This window comes from Streptomyces sp. NPDC041068 (assembly GCF_040647455.1).
Lineage (GTDB): Bacteria > Actinomycetota > Actinomycetes > Streptomycetales > Streptomycetaceae > Streptomyces.
This window is the reverse complement of sequence record NZ_JBEZCG010000018.1, coordinates 71,783-94,369: the sequence shown is the minus strand read 5'-3', so window position 1 is coordinate 94,369 and position 22,587 is coordinate 71,783. Positions and strand designations below refer to the sequence as shown.

The 22,587-nt window shown below is 72.9% G+C and carries 12 protein-coding genes; 10 read left to right on the top strand and 2 right to left on the bottom strand.

Annotated elements, in window-relative coordinates:
• Nucleotides 1-226 precede the first annotated feature (226 nt).
• Nucleotides 227-1,468, bottom strand: coding sequence for a protein kinase (locus AB0B50_RS34655; RefSeq protein WP_362339797.1), 1,242 nt, complete (start codon nucleotides 1,466-1,468; stop codon nucleotides 227-229).
• A 178-nt stretch (nucleotides 1,469-1,646) separates the two neighbouring features.
• Nucleotides 1,647-3,326, bottom strand: coding sequence for a protein kinase (locus AB0B50_RS34650; protein WP_362339796.1), 1,680 nt, complete (start codon nucleotides 3,324-3,326; stop codon nucleotides 1,647-1,649).
• A gap of 439 nt (nucleotides 3,327-3,765) precedes the next feature.
• On the opposite strand from AB0B50_RS34650, the gene AB0B50_RS34645 reads away from it, so the two are divergent.
• From AB0B50_RS34645 to AB0B50_RS34600, 10 genes are all read left to right on the top strand, one after another.
• Nucleotides 3,766-7,077: an FHA domain-containing protein gene (locus tag AB0B50_RS34645; RefSeq protein WP_362339795.1), complete on the top strand. Its 3,312-nt coding sequence runs from the start codon at nucleotides 3,766-3,768 to the stop codon at nucleotides 7,075-7,077.
• A 287-nt stretch (nucleotides 7,078-7,364) separates the two neighbouring features.
• Nucleotides 7,365-8,759, top strand: coding sequence for an ABC transporter substrate-binding protein (locus tag AB0B50_RS34640; protein WP_362339794.1), 1,395 nt, complete (start codon nucleotides 7,365-7,367; stop codon nucleotides 8,757-8,759).
• 70 nt (nucleotides 8,760-8,829) lie between these two features.
• A complete protein-coding gene (locus tag AB0B50_RS34635) occupies nucleotides 8,830-10,110 on the top strand; it encodes a sugar ABC transporter permease (RefSeq protein ID WP_362339916.1) in 1,281 nt (426 codons plus the stop codon).
• The gene (locus AB0B50_RS34630; protein ID WP_362339793.1) at nucleotides 10,107-10,988 is read left to right on the top strand and encodes a carbohydrate ABC transporter permease; all 882 of its coding nucleotides are present in this window, start codon (nucleotides 10,107-10,109) and stop codon (nucleotides 10,986-10,988) included. Before AB0B50_RS34635 ends, AB0B50_RS34630 begins: the two co-directional genes overlap by 4 nt.
• Nucleotides 10,989-11,141: 153 nt before the next feature.
• On the top strand, nucleotides 11,142-13,391 hold the full coding sequence (locus AB0B50_RS34625) for a bifunctional glycosyltransferase family 2 protein/CDP-glycerol:glycerophosphate glycerophosphotransferase (protein ID WP_362339792.1): 2,250 nt from the start codon (nucleotides 11,142-11,144) through the stop codon (nucleotides 13,389-13,391).
• Between the two features lie 45 nt (nucleotides 13,392-13,436).
• Entirely contained in the window at nucleotides 13,437-15,674 is a 2,238-nt protein-coding gene (locus AB0B50_RS34620; protein WP_362339791.1) for a CDP-glycerol:glycerophosphate glycerophosphotransferase, read from the top strand.
• Between the two features lie 30 nt (nucleotides 15,675-15,704).
• Complete coding sequence (locus tag AB0B50_RS34615; protein ID WP_362339790.1) at nucleotides 15,705-17,519, top strand: hypothetical protein; 1,815 nt, start codon at nucleotides 15,705-15,707, stop codon at nucleotides 17,517-17,519.
• A 47-nt stretch (nucleotides 17,520-17,566) separates the two neighbouring features.
• Nucleotides 17,567-19,810, top strand: a complete 2,244-nt coding sequence (locus AB0B50_RS34610; RefSeq protein WP_362339789.1) for a bifunctional glycosyltransferase family 2 protein/CDP-glycerol:glycerophosphate glycerophosphotransferase — start codon at nucleotides 17,567-17,569, stop codon at nucleotides 19,808-19,810.
• On the top strand, nucleotides 19,807-21,570 hold the full coding sequence (locus AB0B50_RS34605) for a hypothetical protein (protein ID WP_362339788.1): 1,764 nt from the start codon (nucleotides 19,807-19,809) through the stop codon (nucleotides 21,568-21,570). The genes AB0B50_RS34610 and AB0B50_RS34605 overlap by 4 nt, the downstream gene beginning before the upstream one ends.
• Nucleotides 21,571-21,578: 8 nt before the next feature.
• Nucleotides 21,579-22,574, top strand: coding sequence for a class I SAM-dependent methyltransferase (locus AB0B50_RS34600; RefSeq protein WP_362339787.1), 996 nt, complete (start codon nucleotides 21,579-21,581; stop codon nucleotides 22,572-22,574).
• The last annotated feature ends 13 nt before the right edge of the window (nucleotides 22,575-22,587 follow it).

Sequence of the window (22,587 nt, the reverse complement as noted above, 5' to 3'; positions counted from 1 at the left end):
TTGGGCGGGGGTTGTGTGCGGGCGTGGGGCTCTTCTGTGTGTGCGGGTAGTGGGGCTCTTTCTGTTCCGCCGCTGCGCGGCGGGTGGGCGGGAGACACCCGCCGCGCAGCGGCGGGGCAGGGGCGGCCCGCCGCTCAGGCGGGCGAAAGGCGACGTGCGCACCCCGGGCCCCGCAGGCACAGGCCCCGCAGGCCCCGCAGGGCGCAGGCCCCGGTGTCCCTCAGCGCTACGGAGTCTCCGGGGCCGAGTTGCCGCTGTCCGGCGGCGTCCCGTCCGCGTCGTCGCCGCTCGTGGCCGCCCAGGTGCCCACGCCCGCCGCGGCGGCCAGGACCACTCCCGCGACGCCCAGCGTGATCCTGCGGCGGCGGGCCGAGGCCCGGTGCTTGGCGGAGCCGGGGCGGGCCGCGCCGGACGCGCGCGGGGCACGGGCCGTGCCGCGGGCGCCGCCGGCCAGCTCGTCGGGGCCGGGGACGCGCATGGAGGTGTGGGTGTCGCGGTTGGAGTCGGCGGAGGCCGATCCCGGGACGAGGGGGACCGCTCCGCGGCGGGGCGGGGCCTCGCTCGGCTCGGGGGCGGACTCCTCGTACGCCTCCTCGGCCGGTGCGGGGTCCGTGTCCGGTTCGTCGACGTCCAGCGGCGGCATCCCCGCGACCAGCGGCAGCAGCTCCCGCAGGCGCGCGCCGAGCTCGGAGGCGCGCAGCCGGGACGCGGGGGCCTTGGCCAGGCACTGGACGAGGAGCTGCCAGAGCTCCTCGGGGATGCCGGGGAGCGGGACCACCGTCTCCGTGACGTGGCGGCGCAGGACCGCGCCGGGGTGGCCGCCGCCGAACGGTGTGAAGCCCGCCAGGAGTTCGTACAGGACCGTGGCGAGGGCGTAGATGTCGACGGCCGCGCGCGGGGGCAGGCCCTCGATGATCTCGGGGGCGAGATAGTCCGGGGTGCCGATGATCTTCGTCGCGCGGGTGCGGCGCGGGGAGTCGATCAGCTTGGCGACGCCGAAGTCGGTCAGGAGGGCGGGGTGCGCGCCGCCGGGGCCGAGCGGGCCCTGCATGTCCAGGAGGACGTTCTCGGGCTTGACGTCGCGGTGCACGATGCCCGCGGCGTGCGCGGCGGCCAGGCCGTCGGCGACGTCCGCGACGATGGCGACGGCGGCCTCGGGGGCCAGGCGGCGCTCGCGCTCCAGGCGGGTCCGCAGGTCGGTGCCGCGGACGAGGTCCATGACCAGGGCCAGGTCGTTGCCGTCGACCACGAGGTCGTGGACGCCCACCACGCGCGCGTGGTCGAGGCTGAGCAGCGCCGTGCGCTCCTGGACGAAGCGGCCGACGAGTTCCTGGTCGGAGGCCAGGTCCTCGCGCAACAGCTTGATGGCGACCGGACCCTCGGGCCCCTCGCCGAGCCACACCGTGCCGGCGCTGCCACGGCCCAGGATCTGGTGGGCGGTGTACCGGCTGCCGATCTTGCGCGTCAAGACTGCTCCTACGGATGCGTGTTGGCGACAAAACTACGCGGCATCGCCGCCAACCTTCACTCCGGGAGCAGAAATCACTCTGCAGATGTCGACAAATCCCCGAAGTCGCACCCGGGTTCGTCCGGGGTGGCTCCGGGGATTCGTCCGGGGATCGCCGTGCTGGGGGCGGGAACGGCGGCTAGTTTCCGCCGATCCTGCCCATCCAGCCGCTGACCGTGTCGTACCAGTCCTTCAGCTGCTCCCAGTAGCCCTTGGTCGTGCCGATCCAGTCCTGCAGCGGGCTGAACTCCCAGATCAGCCAGCTCGCCACGAACAGGATGACGATCGTGAACAGGCAGCCCTTCAGGCAGCCGAGACCGGGGATCTTCATCGGGTTGGCACTGCGCCGACGCGGCTCACGCGGCTCGCGCGCGGGGCGCGGGGCGGGCTGCTGGGGCGGCGGTGCCTGCGGGGGCGCCGCATACTGCTGCGGCTGGTGCTGGGGCTGGTGCTGCTGCGGCGCGGGCGCGTACTGCTGCTGGCGCCGCTGGCCGCGCGGCTGCTGCGGCGCGTACTGCTGGGGGCGCTGCTGCGGCTGCTGCTGGGGCCGGGCCACCTGCCGCTGGGGGCGGCGGCGCAGCGGGTCGTCGTCCGGGTCCAAGTACGCCTGGTACTGGGTCTGTTCGTTGCGGTCGCGGGCCGCGGCCATCTGGTTCTGCCAGGGGTGCGGCTCGTTCGGGTCCGACCCCGGCGCGTTCGGCGGGACCGGCGGCATGACCGCGGTCGGGTCGGCCGCGCCGCGGTTGTTCGGCAGCACGGAGGTCGGGTCGGCGTCGCCGGACCCCGGGCCGTGGCCGCCGGTGTTCTGCATGACGCTGGTCGCGGCGTTCGGGTCGTACGAGCCCGCGTTGCTCGGCAGGACCTGCGTGGGGTCGGCCGCGCCCGGGGTCTCCGGGACATGGGCGGGGGCCGGGTCCGGCATGAGCAGGGCACCGACGCCCTCCGCCGCGGCGATCTGCGCCGGGGTGGAGTGCACGCCGACGCCCTCGGCGACGGCTCGCAGGCCGCGGGCGAGGTTCTCGGCGCTGGGGCGGCGGTCCGGGTTCTTGTCGAGGCAGCGCTCGATGACCGTCCACAGCGGGTCGGGGACGGTCGAGGGGCGGCGCGGCTCGGCGCTCAGGTGCTGGTGGAGCACCTCCAGGGCGGAGCCGCCGCCGAACGGCGGGCGTCCGGTGACGAGCTCGTACAGCAGGATGCCGGCGCCGTAGATGTCCACGGCGCTGGTCTGCGGGCGGCCCTCGGCGGACTCCGGGGCGACGTACGCGGGCGTGCCGACGAATTCGTGGGTGCGGGTCAGGCCCGGGGAGTCCGCGAGGCGCGCGATGCCGAAGTCGGTGAGCATCGGGTGCATCCCGGCGTCGTCCTGCTTCAGGAGCACGTTCGCCGGCTTGAGGTCGCGGTGCACGACGCCGTCCGCGTGGCTCGCGGCCAGCGCGTCGGCGATCTGGGCGGTCAGCAGGGCCGCCGCGACCGGCGTGAACGGGCCGTTCTCGCGGAGGTAGCGGTGCAGGTCGGGACCGTCGACCAGGTCCATGACCAGGGCGAGGAGATCTCCCTCGACGACCAGGTCACGGGTTCTGACGATGTTCTCGTGCGTGAGCCTGAGCAGGACGGACCGCTCCCTGAGGAAGCGCATCACGACGTCCGCGTCGTTGGCGAGCTCTTCCTTGAGGACCTTGATCGCGACGGTCTCGCCGGGCTGGCCGGGAACGGCCGCCTCGGCCCCTGCGGTCTCCCGCTGGCGGGCTCGCCAGACGGTGCCCGTGGCGCCGCGCCCGAGCGGCTCCTCGAGCAGGTACTTGCTGCCTACCGGCCGCACGTCATGCGCTCCCTGCTGGTCTGGCTGGTCCCGTCCGGACGCTGGTCCTGTCCGGGGGGTCTGTCCGAAGGTGTTCCGACCCACTGTAGTGCCGCCGAACGGGGCACCGGCGGGTCTGATTCCGCCCGGCCCTTTTCTTTCCGGGACGTACCGGATCGCTGTTCGGTGGAAAGACGCTCGCCCATGGCCATTGGTTGCCGAGTGGTCCCGAATTGACCATCTCCTATGGCCGTTCGTAGATATCCGCAACGGTCCAACCAGGCACTTTTCCGAGCAGAGCCGACCAATCAAGATCACTTACGGGTGGCCGCCGGGCGTGTTGTCGGTGGCAGGTGCGAGGATGCCTCCTGTACTGGCCGACGTGCCCGTGTGCGGTGGGGGGAATCACAGCGCGTGTCCCCGTGCCGGGCGCCCAGCGCAGAAGGGACCGCTGACGGCGATGCAGATCCGGCTGACCGTCCTCGGGCCGCGCAGCGGCCAGACCGAGCAGCAAGGCCGCCCCACGGCGGCGACCGGGGCCCAGGGCGCCTGTGACGTCCTGGTCACCGCCCCGGCCGGTACGGCGCTCGCAGCGGTGGCCTCCGGCCTCGCCACGGCCGTCGCGGGCAGCGAGGGCCCCCTCGTGCTGTACGCGGGCCCGGAGCGCCTGGACGCCCAGCGCTGCACCCTCGGCGAGCCCCCCTTGACGGACGGCGCGGTGCTCTCGCTCGGCGCGCCCGCCGAGCCCGGACCCGAACTGGCCGGTGCGGCCGCTCAGTTGCACGTGGTGGCGGGCCCTGACGCGGGCGGCGTCCACCTGCTGCACGGCGGCCAGATCCGTGTGGGCCGCTCCGCCGACGCGGACGTCCCGCTGGACGACCCGGACGTCTCCCGGCTGCACTGCGCGGTCACGCTCACGCCGGACGGCCGGGTCACGGTCACCGACCTCGGCTCGACGAACGGCACGGCGGTGGACGGCCGCGAGGTCACCGACCGCCCGGTGCGGCTCTCCCCCGGCTCCCTGCTGCGCATCGGGGAGTCCGCGCTGCGCCTGACGGACGGCGGCCACGGCCCGGCGTCCGGCGCGGGCGACGCGCTCACGACGGCTCCGGACGGCGAGGGCCACGTGCGCGTGCGGCCCGTTTCCGCCGGCGACTACGCCCCCGGGGTGCGAGCGCCCGATGGACCCACCCACCATGCGTACGGCACCGCGAGCTGGGGCGCCGCGGGAGGTCACCCTCAGGAGGGAACGTACGCAGGTCCTGAACAGGGCGGGGCACCCGGGCCGGACGGCCTGAGCGGGGCGCATGGAGCGCCCGGCCGGGCCGGGACCTCCGCGCGGCCGGTGGCCGGTGACGTGCCCGTCGTGCCGCAGCAGGGCCTCGCTCCCGACGCGGAGCGGAGCCGGACCGGGACCCCCGCGCGCGGGACGACCGTGCCGCGCGGCCTGCGCAAGCGCGGCGGCCTCTCGGCCTGGGCCCGCCGGCTGACCGGGGGCAGGGACGGCGCGGCGGACCACACTCCGTACGAGGACGACGAGGCGTACGGAGGTCACGGCGGGCCCGGCGGCCACGACGAGGCGTACGGACTCGGGGGACACGGCGGCGACCGCCCCGCGGCCCCCACCCCCGAGGACCTCGCCGTCGCCGCGGCCGCGCGCACGCCCGAGTCGTGGCCGGATCCCGCCTCCCTGCTGCTCACGGCGCTCGGTCCCGGGCCCCGCCTCTGGGAGCGCGGCCCCGGCCACCCGGAGGCGCTCGCGGTGCGGCTCGGCACGGTCGACCGCGTCATGCCCGCGGCGGACGGAGCGGAGGGGCTGCTGCCCGCCGTGCCCGTCACGGTCGGCCTGCGGGAGGCGGGCGCGCTCGGCCTCGCGGGACCCAGGGACCGGCTGACCGGCCTCGCCAGGTCCGTCGTCGCGCAGCTCGCCGCGCTGCACTCCCCCGACTCCCTGGAGATCGTGCTGATCAGCACGGACCGGGCGCGCTCCACGGCGGAGCGCACCGCGCAGTGGGCCTGGCTCGGCTGGCTCCCCCATCTGCGCCCCACCCACGGCCAGGACTGCAGGCTCCTCCTCGCCTACGACCGCGACCAGGCGGCGGCGCGCACGGACGAGCTGATCCGGCGGCTGGACGACCGCATCGCCGACGGCGCGGGCAGCGGTGCCACCGGGGCCCACACCGTCGTGGTCGTCGACGGGGACCCCGGTTCCGCGGGGCTGCGCGAGGCCACCGTCCGGCTCGCCGGTGAGGGCGCGCGGGCCGGTATCCATGTCGTGTGCCTCGCCGAGACCGCGGCCGCCTCGCCCGCGTCCCCGGTCCCGGAGACGTACGAGGCGGCGTGTGCGGCATCGCCCGCCTTCCGCGCGTGCGGTGCCGTCGCCCTGCTCAGCGGCGACGTGGCGACCGCGCTGCGGCTGATGCGGACCGCGGGCGGACGCCCCGCGGGGCACGGCACCGTCGCCACCGTGGACGCGGTGTCCCCCGCCTGGGCCGAGCGGTTCGCGCGGGCTCTCGCGCCGCTGCGGACGGACGGCACGGCAGGCGAGGGGCACGCGCGCGTGTCCGCTCCGCTGCCCCAATCCGCCCGTCTGCTCGACGAGTTGGGGCTCGCCAGGGCCACGCCCGCCTCGCTGATGGCACGCTGGGCGGCCGCCGCCGACGATCCGGACGCGCTCGGGGGGCGTGCTCTGGCAGTGCTCGGCGCGGGACCGCGCGGGCCCGTCGTCGCCGACCTCGTGGCCGACGGGCCGCATCTGCTCGCCGAAGGGCCCGCGGGCAGCGGGCGCACGGAACTCCTGAGGTCCGTCGCCGCGTCTCTGGCCGCCGCCGAGCGGCCCGACCGGCTCGGCATCGTCCTCGTGGACGGGCGGGACAGCGTCGGCACGGGCGGGGCCGCGGGGCGCCAGGGCGCGGGGCTCGGTGTCTGTACGGACCTGCCGCACGTCACCACGCACCTCGTGGCCAACGACCCCGTGCGGATGCGTGAGTTCGCGCAGTCACTGGCCGCGGAGCTGAAGCGGCGGGCCGAGCTGCTCGGCAGGCTCGGGTTCACGGAGTGGCACACCCAGCGGGAGGTGTCGGGGCGGATGGTGGCGCAGCGGTCGCAGCCGTCCGCGGCGGCCGCCTCCGGGGGCACCGGCGCCTCGGGGGGCGTGTCCCTGCCGGCCCAGGTGTCCGACGGGGATCTCGATGCGCCGCCCAGCTCCACGATGCGGCTGCGGCCCGCCTCGGCGCGGCAGCAGGTGGATCCGGGACCGCCGCTGCCCCGGCTCGTGGTGCTCGTCGACGACTTCGACGCGCTCCTCGCGCCCGCGCTCGGGTCTCCCGGGCGGCCCGCGGCCGGTTCCGTCGTGCGGGCGCTGGAGGCCGTCGCGCGGGACGGGGAGCGGCTCGGGGTGCATCTCGTGGCGGCGACGGCGCGCAGCGAGCGGGTCCTCGAGACCGAGTTCGGGCAGCGGGCGTCGCTGCGGGTGGCGCTGGACGCGGTGGTGGCGGGGCCCGAGGAGCCCGCGCCGGGGCGGGGTGAGCTGAGCTCGCCCGACGGGCGGGCCACTGCCTTCCAGGCGGGGCGGGTGACGGGGCGGATTCCTCGTACGGCTACGTTGCGGCCGACGGTGGTGCCGTTGGAGTGGGAGCGGATGGGGGATCCGCCGGCTCGGCGGCCGGTGCGGGAGCTCGGTAACGGGCCTACGGATTTGGCCCTGCTGGCCAGCGCGTTGGAGAGGGCGGCTCGGTCTGTCTCTGCGGATCAGGTGCCGTCGCTTTTGTAGGCGGGGCACAACTCCCCTTGGTGGGCGCCTTGTCGATCGGTTGCCCCGCATTTCGGGTTGTGCCCACCCTTCCCCAAGCTCTCGGCTCCGCTCGAGCAGGGGAGACCCCACTCGCCGTGCGGAACGCCTGCCCACAACGGTAGTAACTGGTTCATCACCTGCCATGACGCCACGTCACAACGCCATCACGATCAATGAGTTGACAGCGCAGGCCATCTTGCCGCCCCTCCCCGCGCGGGCGTAGACCAGACCGCACGGGACTCGCCAGGGAAGAGAACGGGGCAGTGATGCGCAGCACTCTTCGTACACGTAGGGCACCGCTACATCGGCGTACCACCGCCAAAATCGCCGCAGCCGTCGTCGCGGGGACGCTCGCGCTCACCGTCACCGCGTGCGGCGGGGACGACAACGACGACGGGGACAACGGAGGAAAGGACGGGGGCGAGGACACCGGTTCCTCGCTCCAACTGCCCGAGCTGGACGGGGAGAACGTGTCCGTGGCCGCCGTGTGGGGCGGCGCGGAGCGCAAGGTGTTCCTGAAGGTTCTCGACGAGTTCGAGAAGCGGACGGGCGCCAGCGTCTCCTTCGTGCCCGCGCAGGACCCCATCATCAGCTTCCTGGAGTCGAAGGTCGCCGGCGGTCAGCCGCCGGACGTCGCGATGCTTCCGCAGGTCGGCGCGATCGAGCAGGCCGTGGCGAACAAGTGGGCCAAGCCGGTCGGGGCCGAGGCGCAGAAGCAGCTCGACAAGAACTACGGCCAGGGGTGGCAGGACCTGGGAGCCGTCGACGGCAAGCAGTACGGCGTGTACTTCAAGGCCGCCAACAAGTCGCTGGTCTGGTACAACACCGCGGTCTTCGAGAACGCGGGCGTCAAGGAGCCCAAGACCTGGGACGAGTTCATGAAGACCGCCCGGACCGTGTACGACTCCGGTGTGCCGCCGGTATCGGTCGCGGGCGCCGACGCGTGGACGCTGACCGACTGGTTCGAGAACATCTATCTCTCGCAGGCGGGCCCTGAGAAGTACGACCAGCTCGCCCAGCACAAGATCAAGTGGACGGATCCGACCGTCAAGAAGGCGTTGACCACGCTCGGCGAGGTCTTCGGGACGAAGGGCTTCGTGGCGGGCGGCTCGAAGAGCGCGCTGCAGACCGAGTTCCCCGCCTCCGTGAAGCAGACCTTCACCGGCGGCGACCAGCCCAAGGCGGGCATGGTCTTCGAGGGCGACATGGTGTCCCTCTCCATCTCCGAGACCAAGGCCGAGGTGGGCACGGACGCCAAGGTGTTCCCGTTCCCGGCGGTCGGGGACGAGTCCCCCGCCGTGGTCGGCGGTGACGCGGCCGTCGCGCTGAAGGACAGCAAGGGCGCGCAGGCGCTGCTGACCTTCCTGGCCTCGCCGGACTCCGCGAAGATCTGGGCCGAGGCGGGCGGGTTCATCTCGCCGAACCGGGGCCTGCCCCCGTCCGCGTACCCGAACGACGTGCAGCGGGGCATCGCCAAGAACCTGATCGCGGCGGGCGACGACATCCGCTTCGACATGTCGGACACGGCCCCGCAGTCCTTCGGCGGCACGCCGGGCAAGGGCGAGTGGAAGGCGCTGCAGGACTTCCTGAAGAACCCGAAGGACGTCGAGGGCACGCAGAAGGCACTGGAGACGGCCGCGGCCAAGGCCTACAAGGACTGACGCGATGGCGTCCGTGAACGCCGGGGGCACGCCGAAGGCCGTGCCCCCGGTCCCGACCCCGCGCAAGAGCGTGACCGGCACCCGCAAGACCATGGCGGTGCTCTTCCTGCTGCCCGCCCTGGTGCTGCTCGGCGCGCTCGTCCTCTACCCGATCGGGTACTCGTTCTTCCGCAGCTTCTTCGACGACTCGGGCGGCTTCACCGCGTTCGACAACTACAAGACGCTGTTCACCGACGACAGCATCCGTACCGCCATCAAGAACAACGCGATCTGGGTGGTCGTGGCCCCCACGGTCGCGACCGCCCTCGGCCTGATCTTCGCCGTTCTCACCGAACGGGTGCGCTGGGGAACGGCGTTCAAGCTCGTCATCTTCATGCCGATGGCGATCTCCATGCTCGCCGCGGGCATCATCTTCCGGCTGGTGTACGAGTCCGACCCCGAGCGCGGCGTCGCCAACGCCGTCGTGGTGAGCGTGCACGACACGTTCGCCGAGTCGTCGGCGTTCCCGCAGGCGCATCCCGCCATGAACTCGCCCCTGAAGTCGGCGGACGGCGGTGCCTTCATCACCAAGGAGCCCGTGAAGGCGGGTACGCCGGTGGTGCTGCCGCTGACCGGTGTGGCGCCGGACCAGATGCCGGACGACGCGAAGGCCGCGAAGCCGGCGCAGGCCGATCCGGACAAGGTCACGGGCACGGCCTGGCAGGACTTCACGCGCGGCAAGGGCCGGGGCGAGCCCAACGCCCCCGACAGCGCCGAGTTCGGCTACGCGGGCATCAAGATCGAGGCCGTCAAGGGCGGCGAGGTGGTGGCGTCCACGGAGGCGGCGGCGGACGGCACGTTCGTGCTGCCGAAGGAGGCCGACGGTGCCCAACTGCGCTATCCGGAATCGAACTTCCGCGAGCCCTACAACGGCATCGAATGGCTCGGCCCGACCCTGATCACACCGTCGATCATCGGCTCGTACCTGTGGATGTGGGCCGGGTTCGCGATGGTCCTCATCGCGGCGGGCCTCGCGAGCGTGCCGCGTGAGCTCCTGGAGGCGGCGCGGGTGGACGGGGCCAACGAGTGGCAGGTGTTCCGTCGTGTGACGGTGCCGCTGCTCGCCCCGGTCCTCGCGGTGGTCCTGGTCACCCTCATGATCAACGTACTGAAGATCTTCGACCTGGTCTTCGTGATCGCGCCGGGCTCTTCGAAGGACGAGGCGAACGTTCTCGCCGTCCAGCTGTACAACTCGGCATTCCTGGACAAGGAGTTGGGAGTGTCGAGCGCCATCGCGATGCTGCTCTTCCTCCTGGTCATCCCGGTGATGCTGTTCAACATCCGGCGGATGAGGCGGGAGGCGAGGCGATGACCGCCCAGATCCACGTCGTCAAGGCGAAGCAGTCGCTCGGCGGGCGCATCGCGTCCCTCCTCGGCAGCACCGCGCTGCGCGTGTTCCTCGTCCTGGTGGGCCTGTTCTGGCTGGTGCCGACGATCGGCCTGCTGCTCGGCTCGTTCCGCACCCCGGAGGACATGAGCGAGAGCGGCTGGTGGACGGTGTTCAGCGCGCCGTCGCAGATGACGTTCGACAACTACACCGCCCTCCTCAAGGACGAGACGATCACCGACTCGATCCTGTCCAGTGTCATGATCACTGTGCCCGCGACGCTGCTCGTGGTGGTCATCGGGTCGCTCGCCGGATACGCCTTCGCGTGGATGGAGTTCCCGGGCCGCGACTGGTGGTTCATCGGCGTGGTCGCGCTGCTCGTCGTCCCGGTGCAGGTGGCGCTGGTGCCGATCGCCGATCTCTTCGGCAAGATCGGCATCTTCGAGACCACGATCGGCGTGATCACCTTCCATGTGGCCTTCGGCCTGCCGTTCGCGATCTTCCTCCTGCGGAACTTCTTCGCGGAGATCCCGCGCGAACTCCTGGAGGCGGCGCGGCTGGACGGCGCGGGTGAAGTGCGGCTGTTCGTCCGCGTCGTGATGCCGCTCGGGGCGCCCGCGATCGCCTCGCTCGGCATCTTCCAGTTCCTGTGGGTCTGGAACGACATGCTGATCGCGCTGATCTTCGCCGACTCCAAGAACCCGCCGATCACGGTCGCGCTCCAGCAGCAGGTGCGGTTCTTCGGCGACAACGTGCAGATCCTCGCGCCGGGCGCGTTCATCTCGATGATCATCCCGCTGGCCGTCTTCTTCGCGTTCCAGCGGCAGTTCGTGTCCGGCGTGATGGCGGGCGCGGTGAAGTAGGGCTCAGGGCACGGCACATACGTACGGTGATCGAGGCGGCCCGTAACCGGGCCGTCTCCTTCCGTCTATCCCCCGTATGCCACATCCGGCGTAACTCGCTCACCCCATCAGGCGTTTCCGGGCAGTATGCCCGCGCCGACCCATGGATGTGCCTTGCCCCGGTTCAGTGTCATCGTCCCCGCGTACAAGGTGCAGGCGTACCTGCACGAGTGCCTGGCGTCCGTGCTGGAGCAGTCCTTCACCGACCTGGAACTGATCGCGGTCGATGACTGCTCACCGGACGCGAGCGGCGCGATCATCGACGAGTTCGCCGCCCGTGACCCGCGCGTGAAAGCCGTGCACCTCACGGAGAACGTCGGTCTCGGCCGGGCCCGCAACGCCGGCATGGAGCGCGCCACCGGCGACTATCTGATCTTTCTGGACAGCGACGACTCCCTCACCCCCGGCTCCCTGCACGCGATCTCCGACCGCATCAAGGAGACCGACGAGCCGGACGTCCTGATCTACGACTACGCCCGCACCTACTGGTCGGGCGAGGCCGTCCGCAACCAGTTCGCGGGCCAGCTCACCGAGGAGGGCGAGGCACCCTTCCGACTCACCGACCGTCCCGGCCTGTTGAAGGTCCTGATGGTCGCCTGGAACAAGGCGCACCGGCGCGAGTTCATCGAGCGCGAGGGCTTCACCTTCCCGCCCGGGTACTACGAGGACACGCCCTGGACGTACCCGATCCTGATGGCGGCGGACACCATCTCCACCCTCGACCGGGTCTGCGTGCACTACCGGCAGCGGCGTCAGGGCAACATCCTGGGCACCACGAGCCGCAAGCACTTCGACATCTTCGACCAGTACGACAGGGTCTTCGCGTTCCTCGACGAGAACCCCGAGCTGTCCGCGGCCTGGCGCCCCGTGCTGTTCCGGCGCATGGTCGACCACCTCTCCACGATCTTCACCAAGCGGGGCAGGCTGCCGCGCGGGTCGCGCGCCGAGTTCCTGCGCAAGGCCCGCGCCCACTACCGGCGACACCGCGCCCCCGGCGCCCACGTGAGCGCCCGCACCCGGCTGCGGCACGGCCTGGTGCGGCTCGGCTCGCACCGCACCTACCGCGGCCTGTGGGCGGCGCTGCGGCTGCGCTCCCGCGCCAAGCGGTACGCGGCCACGGCCCGCCGTCGTGCCAAGGGCGCCCTGCTGCAGCTGCACTACCGCATCCAGCTGCGGCTGCCCCTGCGCGCGAACTGCGCCGTCTTCTCCTCGTACTGGGGGCGGGGCTACGGCTGCAACCCCGGCGCCCTGGAGGCCGCGATGCGCGAGCACGTGCCGGGCATCAGGACCGCGTGGATCGCCGACCCGCGCCACCACCACACCATCCCTGCGGGCACGCGCAGGCTGCGTCCCGGCACGGCCGCGTACTGGACGGCGCTCGCCCGCTCCACGTACCTGGTGAACAACGTCAACTTCGACCGCAGGCTGGTCAAGCGCCCCGGCCAGGTCCTCGTCCAGACCCAGCACGGGACGCCGCTCAAGCACATGGGCCTGGACCTCCAGGACCGCCCGGCCGCCGCGCGCGGCACGGACTTCGGCGCCCTCCTGAAGAACGCCGACAAGTGGGACTACGTCCTGTCGGCCAACCGCCACTCCACGCTGGTGTGGGAGCGCGTCTTCCCTTCGGCGTACACCACGCTGGAGTACGGCTACCCCCGCAACGACCGCTTCCAGCAGGCGACTTCGGCCGAGGTGGCCCGGCTGCGGGAGAGCCTCGGCATCCCGCACGGCGCCGTCGCCATCCTGTACGCGCCCACCCACCGCGACTACCGCCGCACCCAGCGCCTCACCCTCGACCTGGAGCGGATGCTGCACACGCTGGGGCCGCGCTTCGTCGTCCTGACCCGCGCCCACCACTTCTACGACGCGCCCCTCGGGGAGAGTTCGGGCCGGCTCATCGACGTCTCCGACCACCCGAGCGTCGAGTCGCTCTGCCTCGCCTCCGACGCGCTGGTCACGGACTACTCGTCCCTGATGTTCGACTACGCCAACCTCGACCGGCCCATCGTGCTGCACGCCGACGACTGGGAGGCGTACGAGGCGGCCCGCGGCACCTACTTCGACGTGCGGGAGTTCCCGCCGGGCGCGGTCGCGCGCAGCGAGGACGAGCTCACCGACATCTTCGCCACCGGGCACTGGGCGGGCTCGCGCTCGGCGCAGCTGCGGCGGGCCTTCCGCGAGCGGTTCTGCGCGTACGACGACGGGCGTGCCGCGGAGCGCGTCGTACGCCATGTGGTGCTCGGCGAGCAGAGCGGGCTGCCGTCCGTGGTGCCCCTGGAGGAGCGGCACCCGGCGCCCGCGGCCGGCGTCCCGCAGCCGGACCCGGCGCCCTACGCGAGCCTCCAGCACTCCCCGCATCTGTGAGCCGTGTCGTGTGAGTCCTGTGAACCACCATCGAGAGAGGCTGTCTTGTCGCGCTTCAGCATCATCGTCCCCACCCATGGCGTACCGGGGCGGCTCGCCGACTGCCTCGCCTCGGTGCTCGGGCAGTCCTTCGCCGACTTCGAGCTGATCGCCGTCGTCGACTCGCTCGACGAGGCGGCCGACCCGTGCTCCGCCGTCGTGGCCGAGCACGCGGAGCGCGACCCACGGGTGCGCCGTACGCAGTCCCCGCCCGACGAGGGCCTGCCGGGGGCGCGCAACGCGGGGACGAGAGCGGCGGGCGGCGACTATCTGCTGTTTCTCGACGGCGACGACACCCTCGTGCCGGGCGCGCTCGCGGCGCTCGACGCCAGGATCGCCGAGACCGGCGGCCCCGATCTGCTGCTCTTCGACCACGAGCGCGTGCACTGGTTCGAGGGCAGCCAGGGCCCGGTCCTGACCCGGCTGTGGGAGGGCGCCCCGCGCGGGACCTTCACCGCGGCCGAGCACACGGCGCTGCCCGATCCGCTGGTGCCCGCCTTCTCCGCCGTCTGCAAGCGCTCCTTCGTGGCCGAGCACGGGCTTTCCTTCGCGCCCGGCATGTTCGCGGACATGGTGTGGAGCACGCAGACCGCGCTGCGGGCCGAGCGGATCGCCGTCCTGGACCGGGTGTGCGTACGCCATCTGCTGCGCCGCCAGGGAGCGCGCACCCGCCTGCCGGGCGCCCACCACCTGGAGCTGCTCGACCAGTTCGGGCGGGCGATGAAGGGGGCGGCGGAGCTCGACGTGCCCGCGCCCGTGCTCGCGCGGCTCTTCCGCAGGCTCACGCACGAGGTCCTCAAGACGGCGTCGACGCCCGCGCGGCTGCCGAGCGCGCGGCTGCGGCGGCGCTTCTTCCGGCAGGCCACGCGGCTGTACCGGCTGCACAGGCCCGCCGGGTTCCGGCCGCCCTCGGGGAGCCTCGGGGTGCAGCACCGGCTGCTCGGGGCCGGGGCGTACGCCGTCTTCTGCCTGCTGCGCGGCGCGAAGAACCGGCTGCCCTCGCTGGTGGGCCCCACCCTGCAGCGCGTGCGGCGCAGGCTGCAGCGGCACCGCCACCCGTACAAGGCCTTCCTCAAGCGGCCCGTCGACGAGAACCTCGCGGTGTTCTCCGCGTACTGGGGGCGCGGCTACGCCTGCAACCCGGCCGCGATCCATGCCGCGACCCGGCGTCTTGCCCCGCACATCAAGACGGTGTTCCTGGTCTCCGACGCGACAACGGCCGGTCTTCCGGAGGGTGTCGAGGGCGTGGAGATCGGCAGCCTCCGCTACTGGGAGTGCATGGCCACCGCCAAGTACACCTTCAACAACGTCAACTTCGAGATGGCCGTCAAGAAGCGGCCCGGCACCGTGCACGTGCAGACCCAGCACGGCACGCCGCTCAAGCGGATGGGCGTGGACCAGGTGGAGTTCCCCGCCGCGGCCGCCGCCGCGGGGCCGCTCGGCAAGCTCCTGCAGCGCGTGGACCGCTGGGACTTCAACATCTCCTCCAACCACCACTCGACCGAGGTGTGGGAGCGCGCGTACCCGGGTGCGTACGAGAGCCTCGACGTCGGCTATCCGCGCAACGACGCCTTCTACAGCGCGACGGCCGACGACGTGACCTCGATCCGCAAGCGGCTCGGCGTGCCCGAGGGCAAGGTCGCCGTCCTGTACGCGCCGACCCACCGCGACTACCGCACGGACTTCGCCACGCAGCTCGACCTGCCCGCGTTCTGCGACGCGCTCGGCGAGGAGTTCGTGGTCCTGATGCGCGCCCACCACTTCTACGAGGGCTCGGCGGGGCTCGAAGAGGTCGTGCGCTCCGGCAAGTTGATCGACGTGACGGAGCACCGCTCGCCCGAGGAGGTGTGCCTGGCCGCGGACGCGCTGATCACGGACTACTCGTCGATCATGTTCGACTACGCCAACCTCGACCGGCCGATCGTCATCTACGCCGACGACTGGGACATCTACCGCGAGACCCGCGGCGTCTACTTCGACCTCCTCGCCGAGCCGCCGGGCGCGGTGGCCCGCACCCAGAGCGAGCTGACGGCGGTGTTCCGCTCCGGTGCGTGGGAGGGCGAGCGGGCCCGGACGCTGCGGGCGGCGTTCCGGAAGCGGTTCTGCGACCTGGACGACGGGCTCGCCGCCGAGCGCGTGGTGCGCCGGGTGCTGCTCGGCGAGTCCGTGGAGCAGCTGCCGCCGGTCGTTCCGCTGCGCGAGCGCATCCCGGCGCCCGCCGCGCCCCGCGTCCCCCAGCACTGACCGCATCCCCCGTACCGAGGACGTCCCGCCATGCCCCACGTGAGCGATCAGCGGCCGGCGCCGCGCACCCCGTATGCGCCGCGTGTCGTCGCCCAGCGCACGGCGGCGTCCGCGGTCTCGGCGGCGCGGGCCGCGGCGGGGCCGCCCCGGCTGTGGAACGCGCTGGTCGTGGCGGTGCCCGCGGCGGCCGTCCTGGTCCTCGGGTACCGGCACCGCTGGGTGGGCGACGACGCGCTGATCTACACCCGGGCGGTGCGGCAGATCCTGGCCGGGAACGGGCCCGTCTTCAACATCGGGGAGCGGGCCGAGGCGTCCACGGGCACCCTGTGGCAGTGGCTCCTCGCCCTTTGCGGGTTCGTCACCGGAGCCGACCCGGCGGTGCTCTCGGTCGCGCTCGGCCTGCTCACCACGGCGGTGGGCTGGCTGCTCGCGGGGGACGCCGCACGCAGGCTGCACGGCCGCACGGCGCGTCTGGTGCCCGCCGGGGTCCTGGTGCTGCTGCCGGTGTGCGCCGTCTGGGACTACGCCACGTCCGGCCTGGAGACCGGCCTCGCCACCTGCTGGCTCGCGGGCTGCTGGTGGCTCCTGGCCAGGGATGAGCGCCGCCAACTACCGCTCACTGCCGTGGTGTTGGGGCTCGGGCCGCTGGTCAGGCCCGACCTGGGGCTCGTCAGCGCCGTGTTCCTCGCGGTCTGGTTCGTGCTGCTGCGCGCCCGGCGGCGTACGACGGTGGGGCTCGCGGCGGCCGCGTGCGTGCTGCCGGGGGCGTACGAGGTCTTCCGGGCCGGTTACTACGGCGTGCTCGTGCCGCTGCCCGGGATCACCAAGGAGGCGTCCGGCGCGAACTGGGGGCGCGGGCTGCTGTACGCCGCCAACTTCGCGCTGCCGTACCGGCTTTGGGTGCCGCTGCTCGTGCTCGCCGTGCTCGGGTCCTTCCTCGTGGTGCGCAGGACCACGCGGGTGGCCGTCGGCTCGGTGCGCCCGGCCGCGCGACTGCCGCGCCGCCCCGTCCTCCTGGTGGCGGCGCCGATGGTCTCCGGGGTGCTCTCGCTGCTGTACGTGGTGCGGGTCGGCGGGGACTTCATGCACGGGCGGATGCTGCTGCCGGGGCTCTTCCTGCTCCTGCTGCCGGTGTGGGCGCTGCCCCGCGGCCGTGCCGTCGTCGCCGGCGGGACCGTCCTCGCTCTCTGGGCGGTGTGCTGTCTGCTGCTGTGGCGCCCGCCCGTGGTCTCCGGCTCCGGCGAGATCTGGGACACCCACGTCGGCTACCAGCAGGCCACCCGGGACCCGTATCCGATCAACCAGCGCCTGCACGGGGAGCGCCCCACCGTGTACCGCGCCGAGATCGCGCGGGCCCTGCGCGCGAAGAGCCCCCGCCTCGTCCTCGAAACCACGTACAACCGCCCTCACCTCACCCTCCCGCTGGCCCGTGACCGGCAGGTGCCCGTCGCTGGCGCCATGGGCTTCCTCGGCCACAACGGCATCGTCGTGCCGCTGGAGGGACTCGCCGTCGACCCGCTGAGCCTCGCCCACCCCCTTGGCGCCCACATGGAGCGCTCGGCGACCGCGCGTGCCGGGCACGAGAAGCCGGTGGCGCTCGCCTGGCTCGTCGCCGACCTCACGGACCCCGGCACCCCGCTGCCGCCCGGCGTCGACCCGCGCGCGGTCGCCGCCGCCCGCCACGCCCTGACCTGCGGGCCGCTCCCCGAACTCCTGGACTCGGTACGGCAGCCCATGGGCCCCGCGCGCTTCTGGCACAACCTCACCGGCTCCTGGCAGCGCACCGCCTTCCGCTTCCCCGCGGAGCCGCGCGCCGCCGAGGCCGCCCTGTGCCCCAGGAACTGAGCCGCACCCCGCCCCTGTCCCATCCGTCACGACCCGTGGAAGAGCCCGTGCCCCGTTTCAGCATCATCGTCCCCGTCTACAAGGTGCAGGGCTTCCTGCGCGAGTGCCTCGACTCGGTCCTGACGCAGTCGTTCACCGACATCGAGGTCATCGCGGTCGACGACTGCTCGCCCGACCACTGCGGCGCCATCATCGACGAGTACGCCGCGGTCGACACCCGGGTCCGCGCGGTCCATCTGCCCGAGAACGTCGGCCTCGGCGGGGCGCGCAACGCGGGCGTCACCCACGCCACCGGCGACTACCTCCTCTTTCTCGACAGCGACGACAGCTACACCCCGGGCGCGCTCGCGGCCATCGACGAGCGGCTCGGCGCCACCGCGGACCCGGACGTGCTGGTCTTCGACCACGTCCGCACGCACTGGTGGGGCCGGGGCGGCCGGAGCATGACGGCGGACCTGCTCGCCTCCGCGGGCACGGACACGTTCGACATCCTGAGCAGCCCGCACTACCTGCATCTGTTCCTGGTCGCCTGGAACAAGGCCTACCGCCGCGATTTCTTCACCGCGCACGGATTCACGTACAAGAAGGGGCTCTACGAGGACGCCCCGATCACGTACGAGGCGCTGGTCTCCGCACGGCGCATCGGCTGTCTGGACCGGGTGTGCGTGGAGTACCGCCAGCGCAGGCAGGGCGCCATCACGCGCACCCCGGGGCGCAAGCACTTCGACATCTTCCCGCAGTACGCGGGGTTGTTCGCGTTCCTCGACGAGCACCCGGAGCTGGACGCGGCCCGGCCGCTGCTCTTCGAGCGGATGATCAACCACTTCCTGGCGACACTGCCGCTCACCGAGCGCGTCCTGGTCGAGGACCGCGGCGACTTCTACCGCACGATCGTGGAGTTCTACCGCCGCTACAAGCCGGCCGGGTTCACCCCGCCCGACGACCGCTACCGCCTGCAGTGGCGGCTCGCGGCGGGCAGTCCGTACGCCGTCTTCCGTGCCTTCGCCGCCGCCCACTCCCTGCAGTCGGCAGCGCTGCGCAAGAAGCGGAAGCTGCGCAAGAAGGCCGTCAGGAAGGTGAAGCGCACCCTCACCCGTGTCCAGCGCCACCGCCCGCTGGACCCCAACCTCGCGGTGTACTCGGCCTTCTCGCACCGCGGTCTGCTCGGCGACCCCGCGGCCGTCCACCAGGCGGCGGGCGCGCTCGCCCCGCACGTCAGGGCGGTGTGGGTGGTGCGACGCGACGCGGTCGACCGGGTGCCCGACGGCGTCGACTTCGTGCTGCCCGACACCCCGGCCTACCACCGGGTCACGAGCCGGGCGACGTACTTCTTCAACAACCTCAACTGGGCGCCGGGCCTGGCCAAGCGCGAGGGCCAGATCCACGTCCAGACCCACCGGGGCACGCCGCTCAAGCACATGGGCGCCGACCTGATCGGCCGCCCCGCGGCGACCTACCACCTCAACGTCCGCGCCCAGCTGTGGCGTTCGGACCGCTGGGACTACAGCCTGGTGTCGGGGCGCCACGCGCAGCTCGCCTGGGACCGCGCCTACCCCTGCCGCTTCACCTCCCTGCCGACCGGCGCGCCCCGCAACGACGTCCTGGTCAAGGGCGATCCGCTGCGCGGCATCGCGGTGCGCAAGCGGCTCGGGATCCCCGACGGCAGCACCGTGGTCCTGTACGCGCCCACGCCGCGCGACTACCGCAAGTGGTACGAGCCGCGCCTGGACTTCGAGCGCCTGGCCCGCGAGGCGGGGCCCGGCGTCACCCTCCTCGTGCGCCTGCACTCGCAGTACGCGAACTCCGCCGTGCGCGGCCTTCAACTGCGCGACCTGGAGCGGCGCGGACTGCTCATGGACGTCACCGACGAGCCGTCCGTCGAGGACCTGATGCTCGCCTCCGACGCCCTGGTGACCGACTACTCGTCGCTGATGTTCGACTACGCCTGTCTGGACCGCCCGATCGTCGTGCACGCGGACGACTGGGAGGTCTACCAGGCCACCCGCGGCACCTACTTCGACCTGCTCGCCACGCCACCGGGCCACGTCACCACGAGCACCTCGCAGGTGGCGGACCTGTTCGCCTCAGGGAAGTGGCGCGACGCCCGCTCGGCCGCGCTGCGCGCGGACTTCCGCGCGCGGTACTGCGAGTACGACGACGGCCACGCGGCCGCCCGTGTGGTGTCCCTGGTCATGCTCGGCCAGGAGTACCCGCTGACGCCCATCCCCCAGCAGGACGCGGGCCGCCACCTGGGCGTCCCGCTGTCCCCGCTCCCGAACGGCACGCGATGAGCGGCACGACCGCGTCGGCCACGGGCATTCCGGAGCAGGCGGCGCGCCCGAAGGAGGACGGGAGCACCGAGGGCGTCGACCCGCCGTCCTTTGTGGCCCGTTGGTGGGCCGACGGGGTTGCCGTCGCCCTGGGCGGCGCCCTCATCGCGCTGCACGCGTCGCTGCTCGGGCGGTGGGTGGTCGACGACGCGGCCATCACCTTCGCGTACGCGCGCAGCATCGACGAAGGCCTCGGCCCGGTCCAGCAGGCGGGCGCCGAGCCGGTCGAGGGGTACTCCAACCCGGCCTGGCTCGCGCTCCTCGTCGTCGGGCGGCGGCTCGGCCTCTTCGACCACCGTGCCGTGCTCGGCGTGCCCGACCTGATCCTGTACCCCAAGGCGCTCGGCATGCTGTGCGCGCTGGGGATCCTGGTCGCGATCGCCTGCGCGGCCCGGCGTCTGGTGTCCCGCTCCTGGCTGGTCACGGGCGCGGCCGGGGTGCTGCTCGGCGCCAACGTCTCCTTCGTGGCCTGGATGTTCTCGGGCCTGGAGAACCCGCTGTACGCCTGCGTCGCCACCGTCCTCGCCGCCGTGCTCGTCCGCGCGGTCACCACGGGGAACCTGCTCGGCAGGGGGCCCGCGGTGGCATCCGGGCTGCTGGCCCTCGTGGCGGCGCTGACCCGGCCCGACGGGGCGGTGCTCGCGGGGGTGTATCCGCTGCTGCTCCTGCTCACGCTGCGGCGCGCACAGCTGCGGGCGCGAGCCGGAGCCGCGGCCCTGTGCGTCGCCTCCTTCGCCGTGCCGTACGCGCTGTTCCTCGCCTGGCGGTACGCGGTCTTCGGACGGCTCGTGCCCAACACGGCGGTCGCCAAGGCGCAGGAGCTCCCCGACGCCGAGCTGTTCTCCAGGACCACCGGCGAGCTCCTCACCTTCGCGGGCTGGCCCGCGGTGCTCGTGGCCGCCGCCCTGACCGGCATCGCGCTCACCCGGCGCGGGATGCCCCGCACGGCGCTGGCCGCGGTCGTCCTGCCGCTCGCCCTGACGCTGTGCGCGTTCGGCATCCTGGAGCCGGACTGGATGGGCATGTACCGGTTCGCGACTCCCGTGTGGCCGCTGGGAGTTCTGGCCCTGACGCTCGCCGCGGTGGGCCTGGCGGAGCGGGGCGGGCCGCGCCCACGGGCCGCCGTCGCGCTCGCGCTGAGCGGGACGCTGCTCCTGTCGTGGTCCGCGCAGCGCGAGCGGGCCGCCGAGTTCCGCGCCGAGCCGACGCTGCCGATGTGCCTCGTCGTCAACCGCGACGGGGTTGTCTTCAACGAGTACGCGGACCGGCTCGGCATCAGAGACGCCTCCGTGCTGCTGCCCAGCCTCGGCGGCACGCTGCTCACCAGCGACCTGAAGGTGTACGACCTCGCGGGTCTGACCGAGCCGCGGATCGCCGACGCACTGGCCGCGGGCGACGCGGAGGCCCTGCGGACGTACGCCTTCGACGAACTGCGCCCCACCTTCGTCCACGCCATCGGCGTCTGGGCGCGCAAGAGCGGCATGAAGGCGCCGCGGCTGACCGCCGAGGGCTATCTGCCGCTGTACCGCACGGCTGACGGCGGCGGTGACTGGGTGCGGGCCGACGCCGTTGAACACCCCGAGCGGCTGCGGCAGTTGCGCGCCTGGGCCGCGCGAGCCGTACCGAGCGCGTACACGAGCGGGCGGCACGAGTGCGGTGACGTCCTCAGACCCGGACAGCACGCCGCGGCGGCCGCGTCGCCCGCGCCCGCACACCCCTGATCACCCCGATGAACCCGACCGTGATCAACCCGATGAACCCGACCGATCGACCGACCCTGATGGAGACCCCCGCCATGACGACGACCAGCAGCGAAGCCACCACCGGCCAGGACGCGGACAACGAACTGCCACGACCGGCCACCCTGGAGGACGTACCGGGCTGGTTCTGGCCCCTGGACCAGCGCCTGTTCGCCTGGTTCCTCGGCGAGGGCGCCGCGGACAGCCCGGCGGGCGACCTCCTGGAGATGGGCTGTTACCTCGGCAAGAGCACCATCGTCATGGGTCAGTTCCTGCGCCCCGAGGAGAAGATGACCGTCTGCGACCTCTTCGGGTCCGACGACGGCTACACCAAGGAGGCCACCAAGGCCTTCTACCAGAAGTCCCTGACCCGGCGCGCCTTCGAGGCCAATTACTCGGCGTTCCACGACGCCCTGCCCGAGCTGGTCGAGGGCCGCACCGACGTGCTGCCCGACCTGATCGAGGACGACTCCTGCCGGTTCGTCCACATCGACGCCTCGCACATGTACGACGACGTGCGCGACGACATCCTCACCGCGAAGGCCGCGCTGCGCGAGGGCGGCATCCTGGTCCTCGACGACTACCGCACCGAGCACACGCCGGGTGTCTCCGCCGCCTCCTGGGAGGCCGTGTTCCGCCACGGGCTGCGCCCGGTCATGCTCTCCTCCAACAAGATGTACGGCACCTGGGGCGATCCCGCGCCGCTGCGTGACGCGCTCCTGGAGAACCTGCGCGCGGTGCCGAACTGCAAGCCGGAGATCCAGCGCATCGCGGGGACCGACGTGCTGCGCGCCTCGCGGGCGAAGATCCCCGCGCCGGACCTGGTGACCTCCCGTCACCCCGCCTCCGTGGCCTCGCGCGTCCTGCCCGCGCCGCGGTCCGAGGGTGCCCAGGCGCCGGGGCGCAAGCCGTCGGCCCTGCGCAGGCTCGCCGTCGACCTGCTGCCGCCGGTGGTGACCCGGGCGGTGCGCAAGGCCCGGCGCTGACCTCGGCTCGCTG

Excerpts from the sequence above, each read along its gene's own strand:
- AB0B50_RS34645 (WP_362339795.1), top strand. The coding sequence starts at position 3,766 with ATGCAGATCCGGCTGACCGTCCTCGGGCCGCGCAGCGGCCAGACCGAG.
- AB0B50_RS34640 (WP_362339794.1), top strand. The coding sequence starts at position 7,365 with ATGCGCAGCACTCTTCGTACACGTAGGGCACCGCTACATCGGCGTACC.
- AB0B50_RS34630 (WP_362339793.1), top strand. The coding sequence starts at position 10,107 with ATGACCGCCCAGATCCACGTCGTCAAGGCGAAGCAGTCGCTCGGCGGG.
- AB0B50_RS34615 (WP_362339790.1), top strand. The coding sequence starts at position 15,705 with ATGCCCCACGTGAGCGATCAGCGGCCGGCGCCGCGCACCCCGTATGCG.
- AB0B50_RS34605 (WP_362339788.1), top strand. The coding sequence starts at position 19,807 with ATGAGCGGCACGACCGCGTCGGCCACGGGCATTCCGGAGCAGGCGGCG.
- AB0B50_RS34600 (WP_362339787.1), top strand. The coding sequence starts at position 21,579 with ATGAACCCGACCGTGATCAACCCGATGAACCCGACCGATCGACCGACC.